The sequence below is a fragment of the Luteibacter sp. Sphag1AF genome, assembly GCF_014192715.1.
Lineage (GTDB): Bacteria > Pseudomonadota > Gammaproteobacteria > Xanthomonadales > Rhodanobacteraceae > Luteibacter.
The window spans coordinates 144977-163997 of the sequence record NZ_JACHYH010000005.1; the positions used below are offsets into that span (position 1 = coordinate 144977).

General features: G+C 61.2%; 14 protein-coding genes and 1 pseudogene. 6 read left to right on the forward strand and 9 right to left on the reverse strand.

The features are described from left to right. The first annotated feature begins 4 nt into the window (after window positions 1-4). The 3 genes and pseudogenes from icmH to FHW69_RS13650 form a co-directional block, all read left to right on the forward strand. A complete protein-coding gene (icmH, locus tag FHW69_RS13640) occupies window positions 5-1309 on the forward strand; it encodes a type IVB secretion system protein IcmH/DotU (protein ID WP_183423641.1) in 1305 nt (434 codons plus the stop codon). After that, a complete protein-coding gene (gene tssM, locus FHW69_RS13645) occupies window positions 1306-4821 on the forward strand; it encodes a type VI secretion system membrane subunit TssM (RefSeq protein ID WP_183423642.1) in 3516 nt (1171 codons plus the stop codon). Before icmH ends, tssM begins: the two co-directional genes overlap by 4 nt. A 119-nt stretch (window positions 4822-4940) precedes the next feature. Beyond that, window positions 4941-5834: pseudogene (locus FHW69_RS13650) on the forward strand (serine/threonine-protein kinase); the annotation flags it as partial. 262 nt (window positions 5835-6096) lie between these two features. Here the strand turns inward: FHW69_RS13650 and tssA are convergent. The 9 genes from tssA to FHW69_RS13695 form a co-directional block, all read right to left on the reverse strand. Beyond that, complete coding sequence (tssA, locus tag FHW69_RS13655; RefSeq protein WP_183423643.1) at window positions 6097-7131, reverse strand: type VI secretion system protein TssA; 1035 nt, start codon at window positions 7129-7131, stop codon at window positions 6097-6099. Beyond that, a complete protein-coding gene (locus FHW69_RS13660; protein ID WP_183423644.1) occupies window positions 7118-8101 on the reverse strand; it encodes a LysR family transcriptional regulator in 984 nt (327 codons plus the stop codon). The genes tssA and FHW69_RS13660 overlap by 14 nt, the downstream gene beginning before the upstream one ends. A gap of 411 nt (window positions 8102-8512) precedes the next feature. Next, window positions 8513-9022 (reverse strand): cytochrome P460 family protein, encoded by a 510-nt coding sequence (locus FHW69_RS13665; RefSeq protein WP_183423645.1) that lies wholly within the window; start codon window positions 9020-9022, stop codon window positions 8513-8515. A gap of 15 nt (window positions 9023-9037) precedes the next feature. Beyond that, on the reverse strand, window positions 9038-10042 hold the full coding sequence (locus FHW69_RS13670) for an alpha/beta hydrolase (RefSeq protein WP_255494804.1): 1005 nt from the start codon (window positions 10040-10042) through the stop codon (window positions 9038-9040). Between the two features lie 148 nt (window positions 10043-10190). Continuing rightward, the gene (locus tag FHW69_RS13675) at window positions 10191-10712 is read right to left on the reverse strand and encodes a thioredoxin family protein (RefSeq protein WP_183423646.1); all 522 of its coding nucleotides are present in this window, start codon (window positions 10710-10712) and stop codon (window positions 10191-10193) included. Between the two features lie 2 nt (window positions 10713-10714). Next, on the reverse strand, window positions 10715-11419 hold the full coding sequence (locus FHW69_RS13680) for a cytochrome c biogenesis protein CcdA (protein WP_183423647.1): 705 nt from the start codon (window positions 11417-11419) through the stop codon (window positions 10715-10717). Next, window positions 11416-11637: a hypothetical protein gene (locus FHW69_RS13685; RefSeq protein ID WP_183423648.1), complete on the reverse strand. Its 222-nt coding sequence runs from the start codon at window positions 11635-11637 to the stop codon at window positions 11416-11418. Before FHW69_RS13685 ends, FHW69_RS13680 begins: the two co-directional genes overlap by 4 nt. A gap of 359 nt (window positions 11638-11996) precedes the next feature. After that, window positions 11997-12410, reverse strand: a complete 414-nt coding sequence (locus FHW69_RS13690; protein ID WP_343204025.1) for an organic hydroperoxide resistance protein — start codon at window positions 12408-12410, stop codon at window positions 11997-11999. Between the two features lie 72 nt (window positions 12411-12482). Then, window positions 12483-13853 carry an alpha/beta fold hydrolase gene (locus FHW69_RS13695; protein ID WP_255494805.1) on the reverse strand — a complete coding sequence of 457 codons (1371 nt, stop codon included), beginning with the start codon at window positions 13851-13853 and terminating at the stop codon, window positions 12483-12485. A 633-nt stretch (window positions 13854-14486) separates the two neighbouring features. On the opposite strand from FHW69_RS13695, the gene FHW69_RS13700 reads away from it, so the two are divergent. Genes FHW69_RS13700 through FHW69_RS13710 form a run of 3 tightly spaced genes read left to right on the forward strand, consistent with a single transcriptional unit; the run spans window position 14487 to window position 18885 of the window. Then, window positions 14487-17846 (forward strand): PAS domain-containing protein, encoded by a 3360-nt coding sequence (locus FHW69_RS13700; protein ID WP_183423649.1) that lies wholly within the window; start codon window positions 14487-14489, stop codon window positions 17844-17846. Continuing rightward, window positions 17846-18217 carry a response regulator gene (locus FHW69_RS13705; protein ID WP_183423650.1) on the forward strand — a complete coding sequence of 124 codons (372 nt, stop codon included), beginning with the start codon at window positions 17846-17848 and terminating at the stop codon, window positions 18215-18217. Before FHW69_RS13700 ends, FHW69_RS13705 begins: the two co-directional genes overlap by 1 nt. Window positions 18218-18240: 23 nt before the next feature. Next, on the forward strand, window positions 18241-18885 hold the full coding sequence (locus FHW69_RS13710; protein WP_255494806.1) for a response regulator: 645 nt from the start codon (window positions 18241-18243) through the stop codon (window positions 18883-18885). The last annotated feature ends 136 nt before the right edge of the window (window positions 18886-19021 follow it).

Sequence of the window (19021 nt, forward strand, 5' to 3'; positions counted from 1 at the left end):
GCGCGTGACACACAACGATTCCCAGGTGTCCCATGGCGGGGATACGACGGTGGTGCGGCCAGTGGGTAGTTGCCCGCCGGCCCATGCCACGCCGCCGCGCGAGCGCGAGCCGGAGCGACGCCTCGCCCAGGCGGTGCAGGAACTGCCCTCGGCAGGCGGCAATCCGCTCGTGCGCGCGGCCAATCCTTTGCTTCTGCTGGCAGCACAACTGCGTAACAGCCCCAGGCCGCCTGACCCGGGGCTTTTGCGCGAACGGGCGGTGCTCTACATCCGTCGCTTTGAAGAGAGGGCGGCGCGCGCGGGTGCCGACGCCCAGGCCAGCGTGGCCGCGCGCTACGTGTTGTGCACGATGATTGACGAGGCCGTGCTCGACTCTCCCTGGGGCGAACAGACGGGCTGGAGCCAGCAGACTCTGCTGGTGACCTTCCACGGTGAGACCTATGGCGGGGAGAAATTCTTCGCCATCCTCGACCGGCTCATCCTTGACATGGGGCGACATGGTGACCTTGTCGAGCTGATGTACCTGTGCCTCGCGCTCGGTTTCGGCGGCAAGTATCTGGTGGAACCCGGCGGCATGGCACGTCTCGCCGACCGTCGCGAGGACGTTTATCGACGGATCATGGCGTACCGGACGGCCACACCAGCCGCGCTGTCGCCGCGCTGGCAAGGCGTCAGCCGCCCTGTAAAGCCGCAGCGCAGCTTACCCGTATGGATGGCCGCGCTGGTCGCATGCAGTGTACTTGCGGGCGCCTGGATTTACCTGCGTACGCGCCTCAACGAACAGACCGGGCCTCTCAGCGCGCGCCTCGCTACCATCGGCCTGCACGGCGTGCGATTGCCCGCCGCTGCCGTGCCCGCGAAGGCACGTGCTTCGGGGCTTCGCCAGTTGCTTGCCGAGGACACGCGCAACGGAGTCATTTCCGTGGATGAGCAGGCGGATGGCCAGGCCACGATCGGCCTCGCCGCGAGCGAGATGTTTCGCTCCGGCGGTGCAGACGTCGCCGCCGACCAGGCCGCATTGCTCGGTCGGGTGGCACAAGCTCTCAATCAGGTGCGCGGGCACGTGATCGTCGTCGGACACACGGACGACCAGCCCATTCGTTCGTCGCGCTTCAAGAACAATGTGGAACTCTCCACGGCCCGCGCGCGCAGCGTCACGACCATCCTTACCCGCACGCTAGACGATCCGCAGCGTGTGGAGGCCCGCGGCGCAGGCGCATCGCAACCCGTGGCAACACCACCGGACCTGCCGGCCAACCGCGCGCGCAACCGTCGCGTCGAGATCCTTTTCGTGCCGGAGGCCGGATGAATCACCTCACCCGCGTGATGGGACACCGCTGGGCACGCGCCGCCATCGGCATGGTGCTGTGTGCGTTGCTGATCGCGTTCGCCGGGCCTTACCTCAGCATCGGCGACTGGCAACCCCTGGCCGATGTGGGCTCCCGCGTGCTCGCCATCGTGCTCGTGGCGACCATCTGGATCAACGTGGTCGTGCTTCATCAGTGGCTGGGCGCGCGGCGTAACGCGCATCGAGGCGATGAACTTGCCGAGCACGCGGATGGTCGCATTCGGGCTGAGCGGGACGGGCTGCGCGCAAGGTTCGACGATGCGCGTGTCCTGTTACGTCGACGCCGCGACGGCAGCGGTCATCTTCAGGACCTGCCGTGGTACGTGGTAATCGGTGCGCCAGGATCAGGCAAGAGCACGCTGCTGGAACACTCCGGCCTTGAATTCCCGTTGCCCGGCAGCACGGGTAAGCGGCCGGTGGCAGGTATGGGCCGCACACGCCAGTGCGACTGGTGGTTCACTGACCGGGCCGTGTTCCTCGACACCGCCGGTCGCTACACCACGCAGGATTCCGATCCGGAAGTGGACGCACCCGCGTGGGATGTGTTTTTGCAGACGCTCCGGCGTTATCGCGGCCGGAGACGGCTCAATGGTGTGATCCTGACCATGAACGTGGCGGAGTTGCTGACCATGGATGCCGGGGAACGTCAGCATCACGCGGATACTCTGCGCGAGCGGCTCGACGAGATGGGAAGCCGGCTTGGCCCGGCGCTGCCGGTGTACCTGGTGTTTACCAAGCTCGACCTTGTGGCTGGCTTCCTTGAGCACTTCGATGGACTGGACACGCCGGAACGCACGCAGGTCTGGGGAGCGACGTTCACGCCCGGGGAAAGCATCGACGGCAGCGCGTCCAGGCTACTTGGCGAGGAGTTCGATGCCCTGCTAGAGCGCATCGACACGGCCACCGTGGAGCGGATGCACGCGGCACCCGACGTACGTCGGCGTGCCCGCATCCTGTCGTTTCCGCAGCAACTGCGCCACGTTCGCGAACGCGTATTGCCGCTGGCAGCATCCGTGTTCGGCAGCCACGCCTATGGACGTTCGCCCGTGCTCCGCGGCATGTACCTTACGTCAGGTACGCAGGAAGGCAGCCCTGTCGACCGCGTGTTGTCAGGCGTAGGGCGGTCGTTCGGCATGCACGCCCCCGGTAATGCTGTGTCACGCGCGCCCCGGCGCACGTTCTTCATCGAACGCCTGTTCCGCGACGTTATCCTTCCCGAGGCCGGTTTCGCGGGCGCCGATCCGATGGCGTTGCGCCAACGCCGCTGGCTGGAGGTGGCAATGATCGGCGGCATGGCGTTGCTGACGGCTGGACTGCTTGTCGGCATGTTCACCTGCGCGGCGCGCAACGCCGACTTCGTGGCCCGCGTGCAGGACGCGCTGCACGACTATCCCGACGATACGCAGGTGTCGACGCCCCGGTCCCTTAGGGAGTACTACGCGCAGGCTTTGCAGCGTCTGGACGTGTCTGGCCGGGCGGAACAGCTCGCGGCCACAGTGAAGCACCATCGCCCATGGTCGATGCGTTTCGGGCTGTTCCAGGGTGATGCCATCTTCAGTGAGGTGCGCCTGGCGCATATCCGCGAGATCAATGCCAGCGTCGTACCAGGACTGACGCTGCAATTTCGCGATGGCCTGCGCGACGCGGCGAACGATCCGCAGCGGCTGTACTACGCCTTGAAGGGCTATCTGATGCTCGCCGAGCCCGGGCATCGCGACGGCAATGCGCTGTCCTTGCTTGCGCGCGAACGCTGGGGCGAAGTGTTCCCGAACGAGGCGAGCCTTGCCGATGCACTGGAGGGTCACTTCCGCCTGCTCTTCGACGGCCGCGACGCATTGCATTCGTTTCCCGTCGACGCGGCCCTCGTTGAAGAGGCGCGTGCGTCCCTGCGCGCGGCAGACCTGGCCACGCTCATCTATGGCGGGCTGAAACTCGACAGCGAGACGCGCCAGGATGCGCCTGTGCGCCTGGACCGCATGCTGGGGCTGCTAGGCAACGTATTCCACCGACGCAGCGGTGCACCGTTGTCCAAGCCGCTGGCCGCGCTGTACACGCGATCCGTTTTCGCCGCCATGGTGGAGCCGGCGAGTACTTCGGCGCCTGGCTCTCGCGGAGGCATCGCCGCCTCCGTGGACGGCTTCGTCAAGGATGAGTGGGTATTCGGCATCAAGGCGAACGACCCGGTACGCCGCGCCTCGCTCACAACGCAGGTGCAGGCGCTCTACGTGGCCGACTACATCCGCGCATGGGACGACCTGCTCAACGACCTGCAACTGCAACCGGTGGCCAACGTCCAGGAGGCCAGCGATCTGGCTGCGCGCCTGGCCGGACCCAGCTCGCCGCTCAAGGCGCTGATGGCCCTGGTACGCGACAACACCAGCGACCTTCTCAGGCAGGCTCCCGCCGACGTGGAGAGTCGCACCGCCAAGGCTGTGGAACAACGCGTTACCGACCAGGTGAAAAGCCGCAGCCACATCGCCCGTCTGATCGCCGGGGGCAGTGCGCCCGTACAGCGCGCGGACGCACCCATCATTGAGCATTTCGCCACGATCAACCAGCTTACGGAAGGCACGCCGGGCGCGACCCCGCTGGACGCCGTGATTGGCGTACTGGAGCAGATGAGCAGGACACTGCTGACCCTTCGCCCCGATGCGGAAAACCTCGGTCAACCCGATCCAGCCCTCGCCATCGCCCGACAGGAGGCGAGCCAGCTTCCCGCGCCATTGTCGATGTGGATCGGAGGACTCGCCGGATCGAGCCAGTCGCTGGTCAGCAAGGGTGCCAGTGGCGCGGTCGCCGATGGCTTTCGCGAGGCGGCCGGCGGGGATTGTTCGCGCTTCGTAAAAGGACGTTACCCATTCACCGCCAACAGCCGCAATGACATTCCGCTGCAGAACTTCGCCGAACTGTTCGGAAATGGTGGCCGCTTCGACACATTCTTCAGGCAGACGCTGTCCAGGAGCGTCGATACCAGCGGCGACCGCTGGCGATTCCGCGATGCGCACGGCGCAAAGGCGGGTGGCACGATACTGGCGCAGGCTCAGGTCGCCGATGCGATTCGCCACGCGTATTTCCGCGATGGCCCGGCGCCCGCCGTGAACTTCACCGTATCGGTTACCTCGCTACCCCCCGGCGTATCGCGCCTGACGGTCGAGGTGGACGGCCAGCGCTTCGAATACAGGAACGGCGAGAACACGCCGCCCATGGCGATGCACTGGCCAGGCCCGAACCCGGGCAGCACGCGCATCAGCGCATGGGATGAAAAAGACAATCTTTTGCCCACGCTCGATTATCCCGGTGAATGGGGCTGGTTCCACGCTCTTGACGCGGCGACGCTGCTGCGCCGCACCGAAACGCGCTTTGGCGCAAGCTTTGGCTTCGGCACCACGCGGGCCAACGTGGACATTGAAGCGTCCAGCCTGCGCCATCCGTTCGGCGACACCAGCGCGCAAAGCTTCCGGTGCCCGGTGTGAGACGGGCAGGGGCGGGGTTCCACGGCAAGCTGCCAGGGAGCCGGGAGGATACGGTGGATTGCACGGATGCCACCGTATTCAAGCCACTGCGCGCGCAGGCAAGCAAAGGCACCTGCCACACCTTGCGGCGCGTGGCCGACCTTGCCCGGGGCGAACGTATCGGCGTGGGCAGCCTGCTGAAAGGGCGCTTTCTCATGCAGCGCGAACTGGGCCGGGGCGGCATGGGCGTGGTCTACCTTGCGCGCGACGAGCGTAAGGTGGAAGCCCTTGACCGCCATCCGTACGTGGCGGTCAAGGTGCTCAACGACGAGTTCCGCGAGCACCCCGATGCCCTGATCGCGCTACAGCGCGAATCCCGCCGCATGCAGCATCTGGGCAACGATCACATCGTGCGCGTTTACGACTTCGACAAAGACGGCACCAACGTCTTCATGACGATGGAGTATGTTCAAGGCACTGACCTGCGCACGCTGATCCGCACGAAGGCACGCGATGGCATGCCGCTGGACGAGGCCATGCCCTTGATCGAGGGCATGGCCGAGGCCTTGCAGTGCGCTCATGCCGCCGGCATCGTCCATACGGACTTCAAGCCGGGCAACGTGCTGGTCACTCCCGATGGCGTAGCCAAGGTATTCGACTTCGGCATTGCCCGCGCCGGCAAGATCGACGCCCAATCCGGCGGCGACCGCACGGTGTTCGACGCTGGCACGCTCGGCGCCATGACGCCCGCCTATGCAAGCCTGGAAAGGCTGCAAGACAAGACGCCCATGCCGTCCGACGACATTTACGCGTTTGCCTGCGTGGTGTTCGAACTGCTGACCGGGCGCCATCCGTTCGGCAAGGAAAGTGCCAGGGAGGCAATGGCTGCATCGCGCCGGGTTCCGCCGGTACCCGGCCTCGACAGGCGCCAGTACAAGGCACTGCTGGACGGGCTGGCGTTTACGGCGGAGCGGCGCAGCCACGATGTCGGAATCATGCTCGCCGGCTTGCGCAAGCGGCGCTGGCGTGAACGTTTGACACCGAGGCTTGTGACCATCGTGGCCCTGGCGGTTATCGCGGCCACGGGGAGCTTGTTTGCCGGGATGCAGGTCGGCTGGAAGAACACACATGCCGGTATGGACGCGTCACAACTGCGCCACCTCAAAGACGTTGAGGCAGAGCTGGCGCGCCTGAAGCGCATGCATGCCCAGAAGGATGTCCTCTCGCGAAACCTCTCTGAGCCAGGCCCGGCATCGTCCAGATGATTGGGCATTTCAAGAGCGATTCAGTGCTGCGTTAACCCGCGCCCTCGTCGCCAGACAGATGCTGGAACTCGGATACGCCACCGGGTGCGAGCGTCCGCAGTAGCTCGGTGAAGCTGAGGCCGACGAGGCGGCTGGCCCGGCGCAGCAGCGGAGGCACCGGGCTCGATGGTTCGTGGCGCGAATACCAGGCGCATATCTCATCAAGCATACGCAGCACGTCATCGGTGTTGCGCACCGGGCCGTGCGCCGCAGTCGCGACAGTGGTATCCGTGTGGTCGGCCGAACACGTCGCGACGTCCGCGCCGGCGTCTTGGACCAGGGCTTGCGGCGCGCGCATGGCAACCTGGGCGCGCAGGAAGGTATCAATCTCGCGCAGATCGCGTTCCAGCGCGTCGAAGTCCGGCCCCATGCCCGGCGTGCGTTCCTCGAACATTCGTCCGATGGCTCGCACATGGGCGAGGGCGGCCGCAATGGCGGCTTCCGTGGTCACCAGCACATCGACCTCGACCTGTTGTGCTACGGCGTCGACCATTTCTTGCGACACCGGCGCGCTTTCCATCGCACCATCGCCGGGTTTCAGGGAACCGTTGAGAACCCGAAGGTCGCGCAGCGAAAACGCGCCGATGCGCTCGGCGCGTAGCAGGGGTACGCTGCGAAGATAGCCCACCGTGCCATCGACGGCCGCCAGTGCCGCCAGCGCGTTGACGCGCTCCACCGGATCGTTGTCATCCAGTTGCGGATGTACGTCGCTCCAGTAGCGTTGCAATAGCGCCTCGACCAATCCGATGCTCTGCGCCCATGCCGCGATGCCCGAGGTCTTCAGGCGGGCATTGCCAAGATGGATGGCTATACGGAGATCACGCGTACGCTCCCAGAGCTGTTCGGCCTGTCGCGCGACATCGCGCCATTCCGGCTCTTCGGCGCATTTGACCGAGTCGCCGACGGCACGCTCGGGACGTGGCGCGGCCAGCATCTCCAGGGCAAGGAAAGCGGCATCATATTCAAGGTTGGGCCCGCATGGCGCATCCACGTCCAGCGCCTCCAGCAGACTGTCAGTGGTATCCATCGGGAATTTGCTCCAGCATGGGGAAGATGCCGGGATGCTTGCCGGCAGGGAGGGTGGGGCGCAGGTCGTGACTGATCCGCGTGATTTCATCGCGCAGCCAGCGCTGGGCCGGCTGCTTGTCGAGGCGCCTGTGCCAGGCCATGGCCAGCGACATGTCGGGAACACGAAAAGGCAGCGCATACGCCTCGACGCCGGGGCCCAGCGCCTCGATCATGCCCTGGGGCAAGGTGCACACCAGGTCGCTGGCAAGGAGCAGCGCGCCTATGCTGTCGCCATAGGGAGCGGACACAAGCACATCGCGAGACAGGCCCATATCGCGCAAGCGCGCATCCATGAGCCCTTCCATGCGGCCGGACGGCGAAACAAGCAGATGGCCCAGCGAACAATACTCCTCGGGCGTGAGAGGACGCGTGCCGCGGGGGTGCCCCACGCGTTGCACCATCCTGACTTCATCGGCTATCAACGGACGCATCTTCAGTGGGTCCGGCACCTGTCGGTCGGGAGCAAGCAAGACGTCGATCTCACCGTTCTCGAACTTGGCCAGCACATCCATGTCTTCAGAGGCTGCACGAAACGAGAGGCGCAGTGCGCGGTTGCTCTTCTGCTGGAACGACTGGATCAAGGGCTTGGCGAACGTCCCGATGGCACTGAACGAGCCACCGACGCGGAACGTCGCCGCATCACGTTCGGGGTCGAAAACATCCGTCGGATCGCCCAGCGTGCCCAGCTGCGAAAGCGCGTCACGCAGCGAGATCGCCATCTCCTCAGCCTTTGGCGTAGGCACCATGCCGCGACCCGTTTCCGAAGGAACCAGCAGGGGGTCGTTGAAAAGTCTGCGCAGACGTGCGAGCTGAGCCGAGAGCGCCGGTTGGCTCACGTGCAGCCGCGCAGCCGCGCGCGTCACATTGCGTTCTTCAAGCAACATGTCGAGGGCGAAGAGAAGAGGGAGGTCACTCGGTTTGAGATTCATTACCTACCGTTATTCACACCCGTGAAACGGACAGGGACGCATGTCTCCGCCTGTTTTCAGTGGATTTCAAGACGATTTATCGTATTTGTGGGCATACCGAACCTGGGGATGCTCGGTCTGTGGGGCTATCGTAAGCTGCCCCGGCAGGTCGACACATAAGAACTAGGATTTCGCGCAGCTTTCCCATCAGGAGGACCCATGAGGGAACCGACATTCGGCGAGACGTAGATCGTCGCCATTCTCGGGCGGGCCGATGCTGGCGTGCTGGTCGGCAAATCGAGATCCGGAGGTATGTCCTGCCACAGATCGACTTGGATGTGGTGCGCAAATGCGAAGCACGTTGTCGCAAGGGGGCGTACGCCACATGCCGTATGGCGGCATGAGGAACGCGCTACGCCCCAAACGCGTGAATTACCGCGCGTAGCGGGTAAAAACCAGGTCGTGGTCTTTTACATTGCCCAGATGGCAGCCATAGCAGGTTCGATGCTGCGCTTCGTCTGCCGACTTGCCATTGATGAATCTGCCGAAGCCCCAGCCACCCGTGGCGGCGTATCGCCTTGAATCCTTGACCATCACCTGCACCGTGGTGGCGGCGCCGGGAACGGATGCAGGCGCAAACTCCGACGAAGGCGCGCGTTTCCAGGCCAATTTCACCAGTACGGTGCCATCGGGAAACGGCAGCTTCCCATCCCTGTACGCCTTCATTGCCGTGACATTGCCAACAACGACGCGCAATTCGTCAAGGGGCGGCGCCTCTTGCGCTGGAGCAATGAACTCCCATTGGCGATAGCCCTCCGGCAACGTGACGCCGTAAATGGGCGACCTGGGCCGCTTGTCCACCTTTCCCATGGCGAGCGCCATCGAAGCCAGTGCGATAAATATTCCCCCAGCCGCGAAAAAAACAACGAAAATCTGTCTCATGGGTTTGCCTCCCGATCAGAAGTGATCGGCATCGACGATTGCCTGTATAAACGCCTGCGGCGCCTCCTGCGGCAGGTTATGCCCGACGCCATTCCCGATCAGGCGAAACTGGTACTTGCCGATAAATTGCTTTGCGTAGGCTTCCGGTGCCGGGTGCGGCGCGCCATTGGCGTCACTCTCCATGGCGATGGTCGGCACCGTTATTCTGGGAAGCTGCGACAGGCGCTCTTCCAGAAGAGCGTATCGAGCCTCCCCACTGGCGAGACTCAGACGCCAGCGATAATTGTGGATAGTGATCGCGACATGATCCGGGTTGTCGAAGGCTGCCGCACTACGCTCGAATGTCGCCTCATCGAAATTCCACTTGGGTGAGGCCAGCTGCCAGATCAGCCGGGCGAACTCGCGATGGTTCTTTTCGTAGCCCTTGTGTCCGCGCTCGGTGGCGAAGTAAAACTGATACCACCACTGGTACTCGGCCTTGGGCGACAGGGGCGCCTTGCCCGCCTCCCGCGTACTGATCAGATAACCGCTCACGCTGACCAGCGCCTTCACGCGCTCCGGCCACAACGCAGCAACGATATCGGCTGAGCGCGCACCCCAGTCAAATCCCCCGAGAACAGCTCGCCGGATATGCAGGGCATCCATGAATTCGACGACGTCCATGGCCAGCGCGGCAGGCTCAGCGTTGCGCTTGGTGCTTGCGGAAAGAAAGTGCGTGTCTCCAAAACCCCGAGCGTAGGGGACGAGTACGCGGTACCCCTTTGCTGCGAGCGCTGGCGCGACCCGCTCATAACTGTGTATGTCATAAGGCCAGCCATGCAGAAGTATCACCACGGTGCCATCGGCTGGCCCCATTTCCGCGTAGGCAACATCGAGCACGCCGGCATGGACATGCTTGAGGGGACCCCAGGCACCTCGCAGTTCGGCCGATTGTGCATGTGCCGTTCCCATGAGGCCGGCCTGGACGATCAGCGTGAGGGCGAGTGCCATACGCCATAGACAGGGCGTCGCGAGCTTCATATGGGTGTGCATGGGTTCTTCTCCGCCTGAGTGCTGGAACGCGCGATCTTGTTCGTGGCCGGTTTTCTGGAGGGTCGTTCGATACTCATGCGGCGAATATCGAGATGCCAATCGCTGGTGCTTATACCCGGCTGCAAGCGGGCAAGACTCAGTGCTCTGCCAGCAACTGCCGGATACGCGCCTCGGTCTGAGCATAGTCTCCTTCTCCGAAGTGCTGGTAGACCATGCGACCGTCCTTGTCGATGAGGTAAAGCGCGGGCCAATAACGGTTGCCGAAGGCATTCCAGGTTCGGTATTCGTTGTCCTGTGCCACCGGGTATTCGATGCCGAAACGTTTTACTGCTGTCTCGAGATTTCCCCGGATTTTCTCGTAGCCGTATTCAGGCGTATGCACGCCAACCACGACGAGACCCTGATCGCGGTAGCGATCGTGCCACTGCTTTACATACGGCATCACGCGGATGCAATTGATGCAGGAATAGGTCCAGAACTCGACCAGAACCACCTTGCCCTTCAACTGCGCCATGTTCAGTGGTTCGGTGTTTATCCAATGGTTGATGCCACTGAAGTCGGGAGCAACCGCGATGGCATCGCTATTGGCCTGGGTGCCGGGCGTGCAGGCGCCCGTGAGAAAACAGAAGGCCAGAGCAGCCATCACTTTCATGTTCATGTTCAGAGTCCTGTGGAGAATGAAGGAAGCCACTGCGTCGCCCAGGCAGTAACGGCCACGTCGTATTGCAGCAACTGAAGCACGGCAACGGCGATGGCTATGGCACCGAACATCTGGCGAAAAAGTCCGGCTCGACGATGAAAGAAGCCCAGACGAGAAGACACCCAGCTGCCGCCATATGCGATTGCCAGCATCGGAATGCCTGCGCCCAGTGCGTACGTGCCAAGCAATGCAATGGCTTTACCTGATGCTTGCGCCGAGGCAGCGAGCGCAAGCATCGAGGCCAGGATCGGTCCCGCGCATGGTGTCCACGCCAGACCCAGCGACGCGCCTACCAGCAACGCGCCGACGCGACCGCCCGACGTCGGGGACCAGGACAGTGCACTGCGGCGCACGACGGCGAGTTGCCGCACCTGCTGTACGAGCCAGTCAAACGGTGCAGTCCACAGGCATGCCAGCCCGGCGATGAGCAACAGCAGGACAGACGCGGTACGAATGCTCTGCTGAAGCTCGCCCGACGAGGCCGACAGCGCACCGATCAGGATGCCACCTGCAGCAAATGTGGCGACGAAGCCTGCGATGATAAGCAAGGGCTCTGCCTTGCTTCGACCAGCGGTAGTGGCAAGCACAATCGGCAGCACAGGCAGGATGCATGGTGAGCCGATGGTGGCCATGCCAGCCAGGAGTGCCAAAGCGTAGGCAATCATGGGATTGACTTCCTGATCGCACGGGCGGTCGAAGCCTTGTCCTGCACGCCCCCAAAGCGCGATCCGATGGCTCCAGGCGCAGGCTTGCGCGAGATCGTGCGCGGCATGTCGTATTGCGGATCTTCCGGGAAGGCTAACCGCTGCTCATTGCGGCCTGTGCGTGGCAGCCGCATCCGGCGGCTCAAAGGGATATCTGAAGTAAACGTGTCACGGGACATGATGATGCCTCTTTCGTGTTCATGGCGGCTGTTGAGCCCCGGTCTTCTGCGGCTTCGCCCATCCTGCCGCCCGCAACTGATTCGCGAGCGGGAGAGCATTGGAACGTGTGATCCAGCCAGCAACGCCTCTCCATCGCGTATCAATGAAACAGGCCAGTCACGCCCAGCGCTCCAGGCGAATATGGTTCGCCTGGAGCAACCTGTCGTCGTCAACAATCCGGTGCAGCCACGCTCAGGCGAGAGGGGAGGGCGGCGGCGCACCCACTACGTCGGCAGCGTCCGTTCGCGTCACCCGCGTTTACTTGCGTGACGCCACATTCCATCGGGCGTGACGTCGCCCACCTCGCCTGAAGCGGAACCTAGACCACGTTGATGACGACATCGATGTTGCCGCGGGTCGCTTTGGAGTAGGGACATGTCTGATGCGCAGACTGAGCCAGTTCCCGCGCAACGTCACGGTCGATACCCGGAACGGTGATCGTTAGCTGTGCCTGGAGGAAATAAGCGTTCTCTGCGATGCAAAGATCCACTTCGGCGTCGATTGTCGTGTCCACCGGAAGCACGATCTTTGCATTGGCGGCAGCAATTTTCATTGCTCCAATAAAGCAGGCTGACCATCCGGCAGCGAGCAGCTGCTCCGGATTCGTCCCCGCACCGGAACTTCCTGGCGCAGATAGCCGAACATTCAGTCGTTCATCGTCACTGCGGGCGAGACCGTCGCGGCCACCCGTGACATGTGTTTTTCCAGTATAGAGAACTCGTTCGTTGATCACTTCAATATCCTTCGTGGTCTGTGTAGGTAAAACGAGGCAGCGCAACGATTGGCACACTGCCTCAAAGGCTTCTTATCGAAGCGGCCGGAATGCTTCGCGAAGTTCCCTGGCGAAAAGCTCCGGTTCTTCCCACGCTGCGAAGTGGCCACCCTTGTCTACCTCGTGGAAATAGGTGAGCGTCGGGTACGCCTGCTTTGTCCAGCTTCGCGGAGCCTTGTAGATCTCTCCCGGGAACACGGTTACCGCCACGGGCACAGAAATACTGGCGGTCTTCTGTTCGACGGCATTGAAATTGTTGTTATTGTTTTCCCAATAGAGCCGGGCGGAAGAAACAGCACTATTTGTCAGCCAATAGAGCGTGATGTCATCGAGCATTTCGTCTTTCGTGAGCGACTTCTCCGGCTCACCGCCGCTGTAGGTCCACTGGGCAAACTTGTCGTACATCCAGGCAGCCAGACCAGCCGGTGAATCGCTCAAGCCATAGCCAAGCGTCTGCGGTCGCGTCGTCATCATCGCGCCGTAGGCACCGTTCTTCTTGAAGAACGTGCTCAGGGAGTCATATGCGGCTTTCTCACTTGCAGACAGCCCGGCAGGAGCAGGTTTGCCCGCTGCCATGGCGCTCGCAGCGGCAGCGGGTACCGTCGCAGGCATGTTGACGTGAATTCCCAGCAGTCCCTTCGGCGCCTGGCGCCCCATGGCATCAGCGATGACAGATCCCCAGTCGCCACCTTGAGATACGTAGCGCTGGTACCCAAGCCGCTTCATCAACACATCCCACGCACGGGCAATGTGATCAGGATCCCACCCCGTGCCGTGCGGCTTGCCGGAGAACCCATAGCCAGGCATCGACGGAATGACGACGTCAAATGCATCGTCGGCTTTTCCTCCATCGGCCACGGGGTCCGTCAGAGGACCGATCGATTTGGTCAATTCGAGGATCGAACCCGGCCAACCATGCGTTACGAGCAAGGGAAGCGAATGCTTCGCTTTCGACTTGACCCAGATGAACTGAATATCTATCCCGTCGATGGTCGTTACGAACATGGGGAGGGCGTTCAGCTGCGTCTCGACACGTCGCCAGTCGTATCCGGTTCCCCAGTAGTCCACGAGTGCCTTGATGCTGGCCAGCTGTGCGCCTTGCGACTGATCCGGAACCGTTTCCCGGTCGGGCCAGCGGGTCGCGGCAATTCGCGCGCGCAGATCGACAAGGTCGGCTTCCGGGACATGGATGCGGTAGGGACGAATGCTCGTGTCGTCGGCCTGATTTGCCACCGGCTTGCCGTCATGCGTGGCCCCGGCATTTGCCGCGCTGCTCTGCGCATTGTGAGTGCCAGCCTGGACGTGTTCGCTTGCCATACTTCCGGTGGACACTGCCAGCCCAAGGGCAGCGGCCAACATCGTCACGACGATCGATGACGATCGTTTGGAGTCTTTAAGTTGCATGACCATTTACCTCTTTTTTCTTGATGAGGAAGAGAAGACAACAGGGCGCCATAGGCGACCGCATTGCGATCGCTCTTTTGGTAATCAGTGAGTCGATAGAATGAATTTCTTCGGAAAGATTCAGCGTGACCACTTGAAAGCGTGGCGCGATATGAATAACAACAAACCCCGCGACGCTATACGATTGGACCAAGGTATCGATCGACACCTTGGTATATCTGCATCGTTGAAATCATCGGCATGCCTGGCCACAGATATAGGCCTTTGCCATCCTGAGCGCGCAGGCAGCATTGCAGGCAGGGCGACGAACACGGCATCCTGTGGAAGCACGATTTATAGCCAGTGCATCGACGCGACCATTCGGGCACTACCGCGCCATCGCCCCCCGGCGAGGTCACTTTCAAGCGGGAGGGATATTGACCCGGTCTGTATCGGTCACGGGCGGCTGCGGGAGGGCTGGAGCCCGCGGCGAATGGAGGGTGCAGGGCACCGCGCATTACCTTTCATCGGGCGACACGAGAAATCCGGTCTGCTTGACTCAAAATATTAACGTTATCAATACCAAAGTATCATGGGCACCGTACGGGTCGTTGGCGCATCCTTGGGCTGTGACAACGCATCGGTGTCGCCGACATGGCCCCAGAAATCAATCGGATGGTTACCGAATTCCCGCATGAAATCACGTGGACGGTTTCCTCCAGTGGGGAGCTTGACGTCGCCGACCTCACATGGGGCGAATACACAGGTCTCGGCGACGAACAGTCAGCCGGTATCAGGTGGCAGTCGGCCGTACATCAAGGTGATCTGCAGAAAATCCGGAACGTGTGGAGGACGCCCGGCGAGAAGGGCCACCCAACTACCGTCAGCGCCCGGATCAGGCGTCGCGATGGGGTCTATCGAACATTCCAGCTTCAAATATCGCCTGTCGCCGAAGAGGCTGTCCAAAGGGACCTGTGGTGCGTCACCGGAACCGAGTCAGTGGATGAAATGCCGTCCTGTAACGACGCACTCTCCAATGACCCCGGCTACTATCGCTCGATCATCGACGGCCTTCCGGCGCTGATTTCCCTGCGAACGGCTGCGGGCGATCTTTATTACGCCAATAGGCGATATCTGGATTATTTCGATGCCGAGCCAGATGATGTCGGAGCGGGCGGCTCTGGTTTCCACCCAGATGATCGCGAAAGGGCTATTTCCTCTTTCAAGACATCCATTGCTACAGGTAGCGATTGGGAAATCGAAGCTCGCAAGCGCCGCCTTGACGGAAGCTACCGCTGGTTCCTTATCCAGGGCCATCCGTTGCGGGATAACCACGGGAATATTCTTCTGTGGTACGTCACCCACGTGGACATTGATGACAGGAAGTGCACCGAAGCACTTCTGGCGGGTGAAAAGCATCTTCTGGAAATGGTTGCGCAGGGCGAGTCCATGCCGGCCATACTGGATGGACTGTGTCGCTTTGTAGAGACAACCGCCTCAGGGTGCCTTTGCAGCCTGATCCTGGCCGATCAGGAGGGATGCCGGTTTGAGTACGGTAGCGGCCCCAGCCTTCCTGACGGTTTTGTCGAAGCGATCATCAGCCGCCCGCTCGATGTCGAGTCCGGTCCATGCGCGATGGCTACCTGCCTTAACGAGCAGATCATCGCGTCAGACCTGAACCTGGACGACAGATGGTCGACCTATGCGTGGTGCCCCCGCGCGCTCTCGCTGGGCATCCAGGCTTGCTGGTCCACCCCCATCAGATCGGCGGCAGGACATGCGCTTGGCGCACTCGCCGTTTACTTCGACGAGCCAAGATCACCCACCCCGTCGCAACGAGCCCTCATTGAAAAGTTCGCCCGCATTGCAAGCATCGCTATCGAACGACAGCGAGCTCAGGAAGCGCTTGCACAAGCACTGCACCAGGTGCAGGGGTCCGAAGACCGACTTCGCGCGGACATCAATGCGATTCCCGGATTTGTGTGGAGCACGAGTCCTGAAGGTGGCGTCGACTTTCTCAACCAGCGCTGGCTCGAATATACCGGCATGTCGATGGAGGAGTCGTATGGTGAAGGATGGAGAGTATGCCTTCACCCCGATGACGCCGTTGACATGGCCGCCTATTGGCAGACACTTCTGGCCTCAGGTGAGGCTGGCGATTACGAAGCAAGGTTGCGTGGCGTTGACGGACTCTATCGCTGGTTCCTCATCAGGGCCGTTCCTCTGCGAGATCAGACGGGAAGGGTAGTGCGATGGTATGGGCAAAACACGGATATCGAAGATCGAAAGCGCGTGGAGATGCTGCAGTCCAGGGAGAAGTACGTTCTCAAAATGATGGCTGGCGACGAGCCCCTGCCGGCGATACTTGATTCACTATGCCGTCTTGTCGAATCGTCACTGGACGGATGTGTGTGTAGCGTTCTTCTTATAGATCCCAGGCCCATTTACGGGCAGGCGGGCGCTGATCGGGCGATACGCTTCCAGCAGGGTGCGTCGCCAGGTCTTCCACCGATTCTTACGGATAACATTGACGGAAGCGCTGTGGACATGGATGCGTTCCCATGCGCAACGGCCGCCATCCTCAATGAGCAAGTCGTATCCAGCGACATCGCCTCAGACGACCGCTGGTCCGCATGGCGCCAACGGCCTCTTTCGCAGGGTTTTCGAGCCGTTTGGTCGACTCCGATTCTCTCGGCAAACGGGAAGGCCATCGGCACTCTGGCACTCTTTCATCGCCAGACGAAAGTACCCGCATCAGACGATCAGAACATGATCGCGAAATTCACTCATCTTGCGAGTATCGCGATTGAGCGCGCCCTCAATGAAGGGTCGCTGAGGCGCAGCGAGGCATTTCTGGCAAAGACTCAACGACTGAGCTCAAGCGGAAGTTTTTCCTGGCGAGTATCGGCGGGCGAGATTACCTGGTCGGAGCAGGTATATCGCATTTTCGGGATTGAGCCGGGTACCGAGGTAACGCTCGACCTGATCGCGGCACACCATTTGCCGGAGGATCTTCCGCTGGTCCACGACATGATCGAGAAGGCAAATGCACAGCAAGACTTTGAGTACGACCATCGGCTGCTGATGGCCGATGGCTCAGTGAAGTATCTGCATACCGTGGCGCACGCGACCTACGAGGCAAACGGAGAAGTCGAGTACATTGGAGCCGTACATGATGTAACCGCGCGACGGCTCTCGGAAGAGGCTCTGGGAGCTGTCAGATCGGAACTGGCACACATGTCCCGGGTGACCAGCCTTGGGGCACTCACAGCCTCGATTGCACACGAAGTGAATCAGCCGTTATCGGGCATTGTGACCAATGCAAGCACGTGCGTACGCATGCTCTCGGCGAACCCGCCGAACATCGATGGCGCGATCGAGACCGCAAAGCGAACCATTCGCGATGGAAATCGCGCCTCGGACGTGATCAAGCGACTCCGCGCGCTGTTCAGCAAGAAATCGCTGAAAAGTGAGTCGATGGACTTGAATGAAGCAACTCGCGAAGTCATAGCGCTGTCACGCAGGGAGCTCCAGCGCAACCGAATCATTCTGTACACGGATTTCAGCGACGACCTTTCCATTGTTACGGGCGACAGAGTTCAACTACAGCAAGTCATTCTCAATCTACTTCTAAATGCCATGGAGTCGATGAGCGAAGTCAGGGATCGTCCCAGGCAACTGGTCATCAAGACGGAAAACGAAGAGGGTGGGGGCGTTCGGCTGGCTGTCATGGATAGTGGTACGGGGGTTGATTCCACCACGCTGGATAAGCTCTTCGAGCCATTTCACACCACGAAAAGTGAGGGCATGGGCATTGGCTTGTCCGTCAGCCGGTCAATCATCGAAAGTCATCACGGGCGCATCTTTGCCTATAACAATGAAGAACATGGAACCACGTTTGGATTCTCGATCCCTCCGGGAATTTCCCGAAGCAGGGAGTTGCTTCAGCCTGAAGACGACTCATCCACGGCCGCAGAAGGTCACCGCCCAGAACCTTCCGTAAGGATTCGATAATGACATCGAAGTCACTTGTTTCGGTCGTCGATGACGACCAGTCGGTACGCGAGTCGTTGCCCGATCTTCTTCGGGAACTTGGATACAGTTCCAGATCCTTTTCCTCAGCCGAGGAATTTCTTACATCGGACACTCTTTACAAGACACACTGCCTGATCCTTGATGTTGCAATGCCTGGCATGTCGGGCCCCGAACTTCAGAAGGAATTGAAGCGCCTGGGCTTTCATATTCCGATCGTTTTCATCACGGCTCACGGTGACGCGTCAGCCCGACCAAGGCTCATCAATCAAGGTGCGATTGAGTGCCTTTTCAAGCCCTTTAGCGAGCAGTCGTTACTGGATGCACTTCACGCAGCGCTTCGCCCCAACTGAGTCATTTGCCGCTTCACTCGACCATGAAAGATGAAAAATCGCTGAGATTTGTGTCCATGCCGCTCGACAAGCCAACCGTATTTGTCATTGACGATGACATTTCCATTCGCGAGTCGCTGGAGCTGCTCATTGCACATGCCGGCTGGCAGCCCAGGACGTTTGCCTCAGCGGAGGATTTTCTCTCCTACCCGCGCGCCATCGTTCCTTGCTGCCTTGTGCTCGATGTCAACCTTCCGGAGTTGAATGGTCTGGACCTTCAAACGCGGGTGGCAATGGAACGCGCCGACATGCCTATCATCTTCATCACCGGATATGGCGACATTCCCACATCGGTTCGGGCGATGAAAGCCGGCGCCATGGAGTTCCTGACCAAACCTTTCGCCGACGATGCCTTGCTGGAGGCTATCGAAGATGCGATACGTCGAAGTTGCGATGCGATTAAGCGGCAGCAAGCGGGCGATGAGGTCCGTACGCGTTACACATCCCTGACGCCACGGGAGCGGGATGTCATGGGACTGGTGGTCGCAGGGTTGCTGAACAAGCAGGTCGGATCCGAATTGGGCATCACTGAAATCACCGTCAAGGCGCACCGGGGAAAGGTCATGCAAAAAATGGGCGCCCGATCGCTTGCTGACCTGGTAAGACTGGCGGAAAAGATCACCCGTTGACGAATAGTCCCCCCATCGGCTGCACACCATTGTGATCCCCTGGCTGGCAATCGTCGTGCAACTGCGAAGTTCACGCCTCGCGGCACTCTTTCGTACGTCCCTTCCACATCCATTGATGCTCACTGAGACACTCATA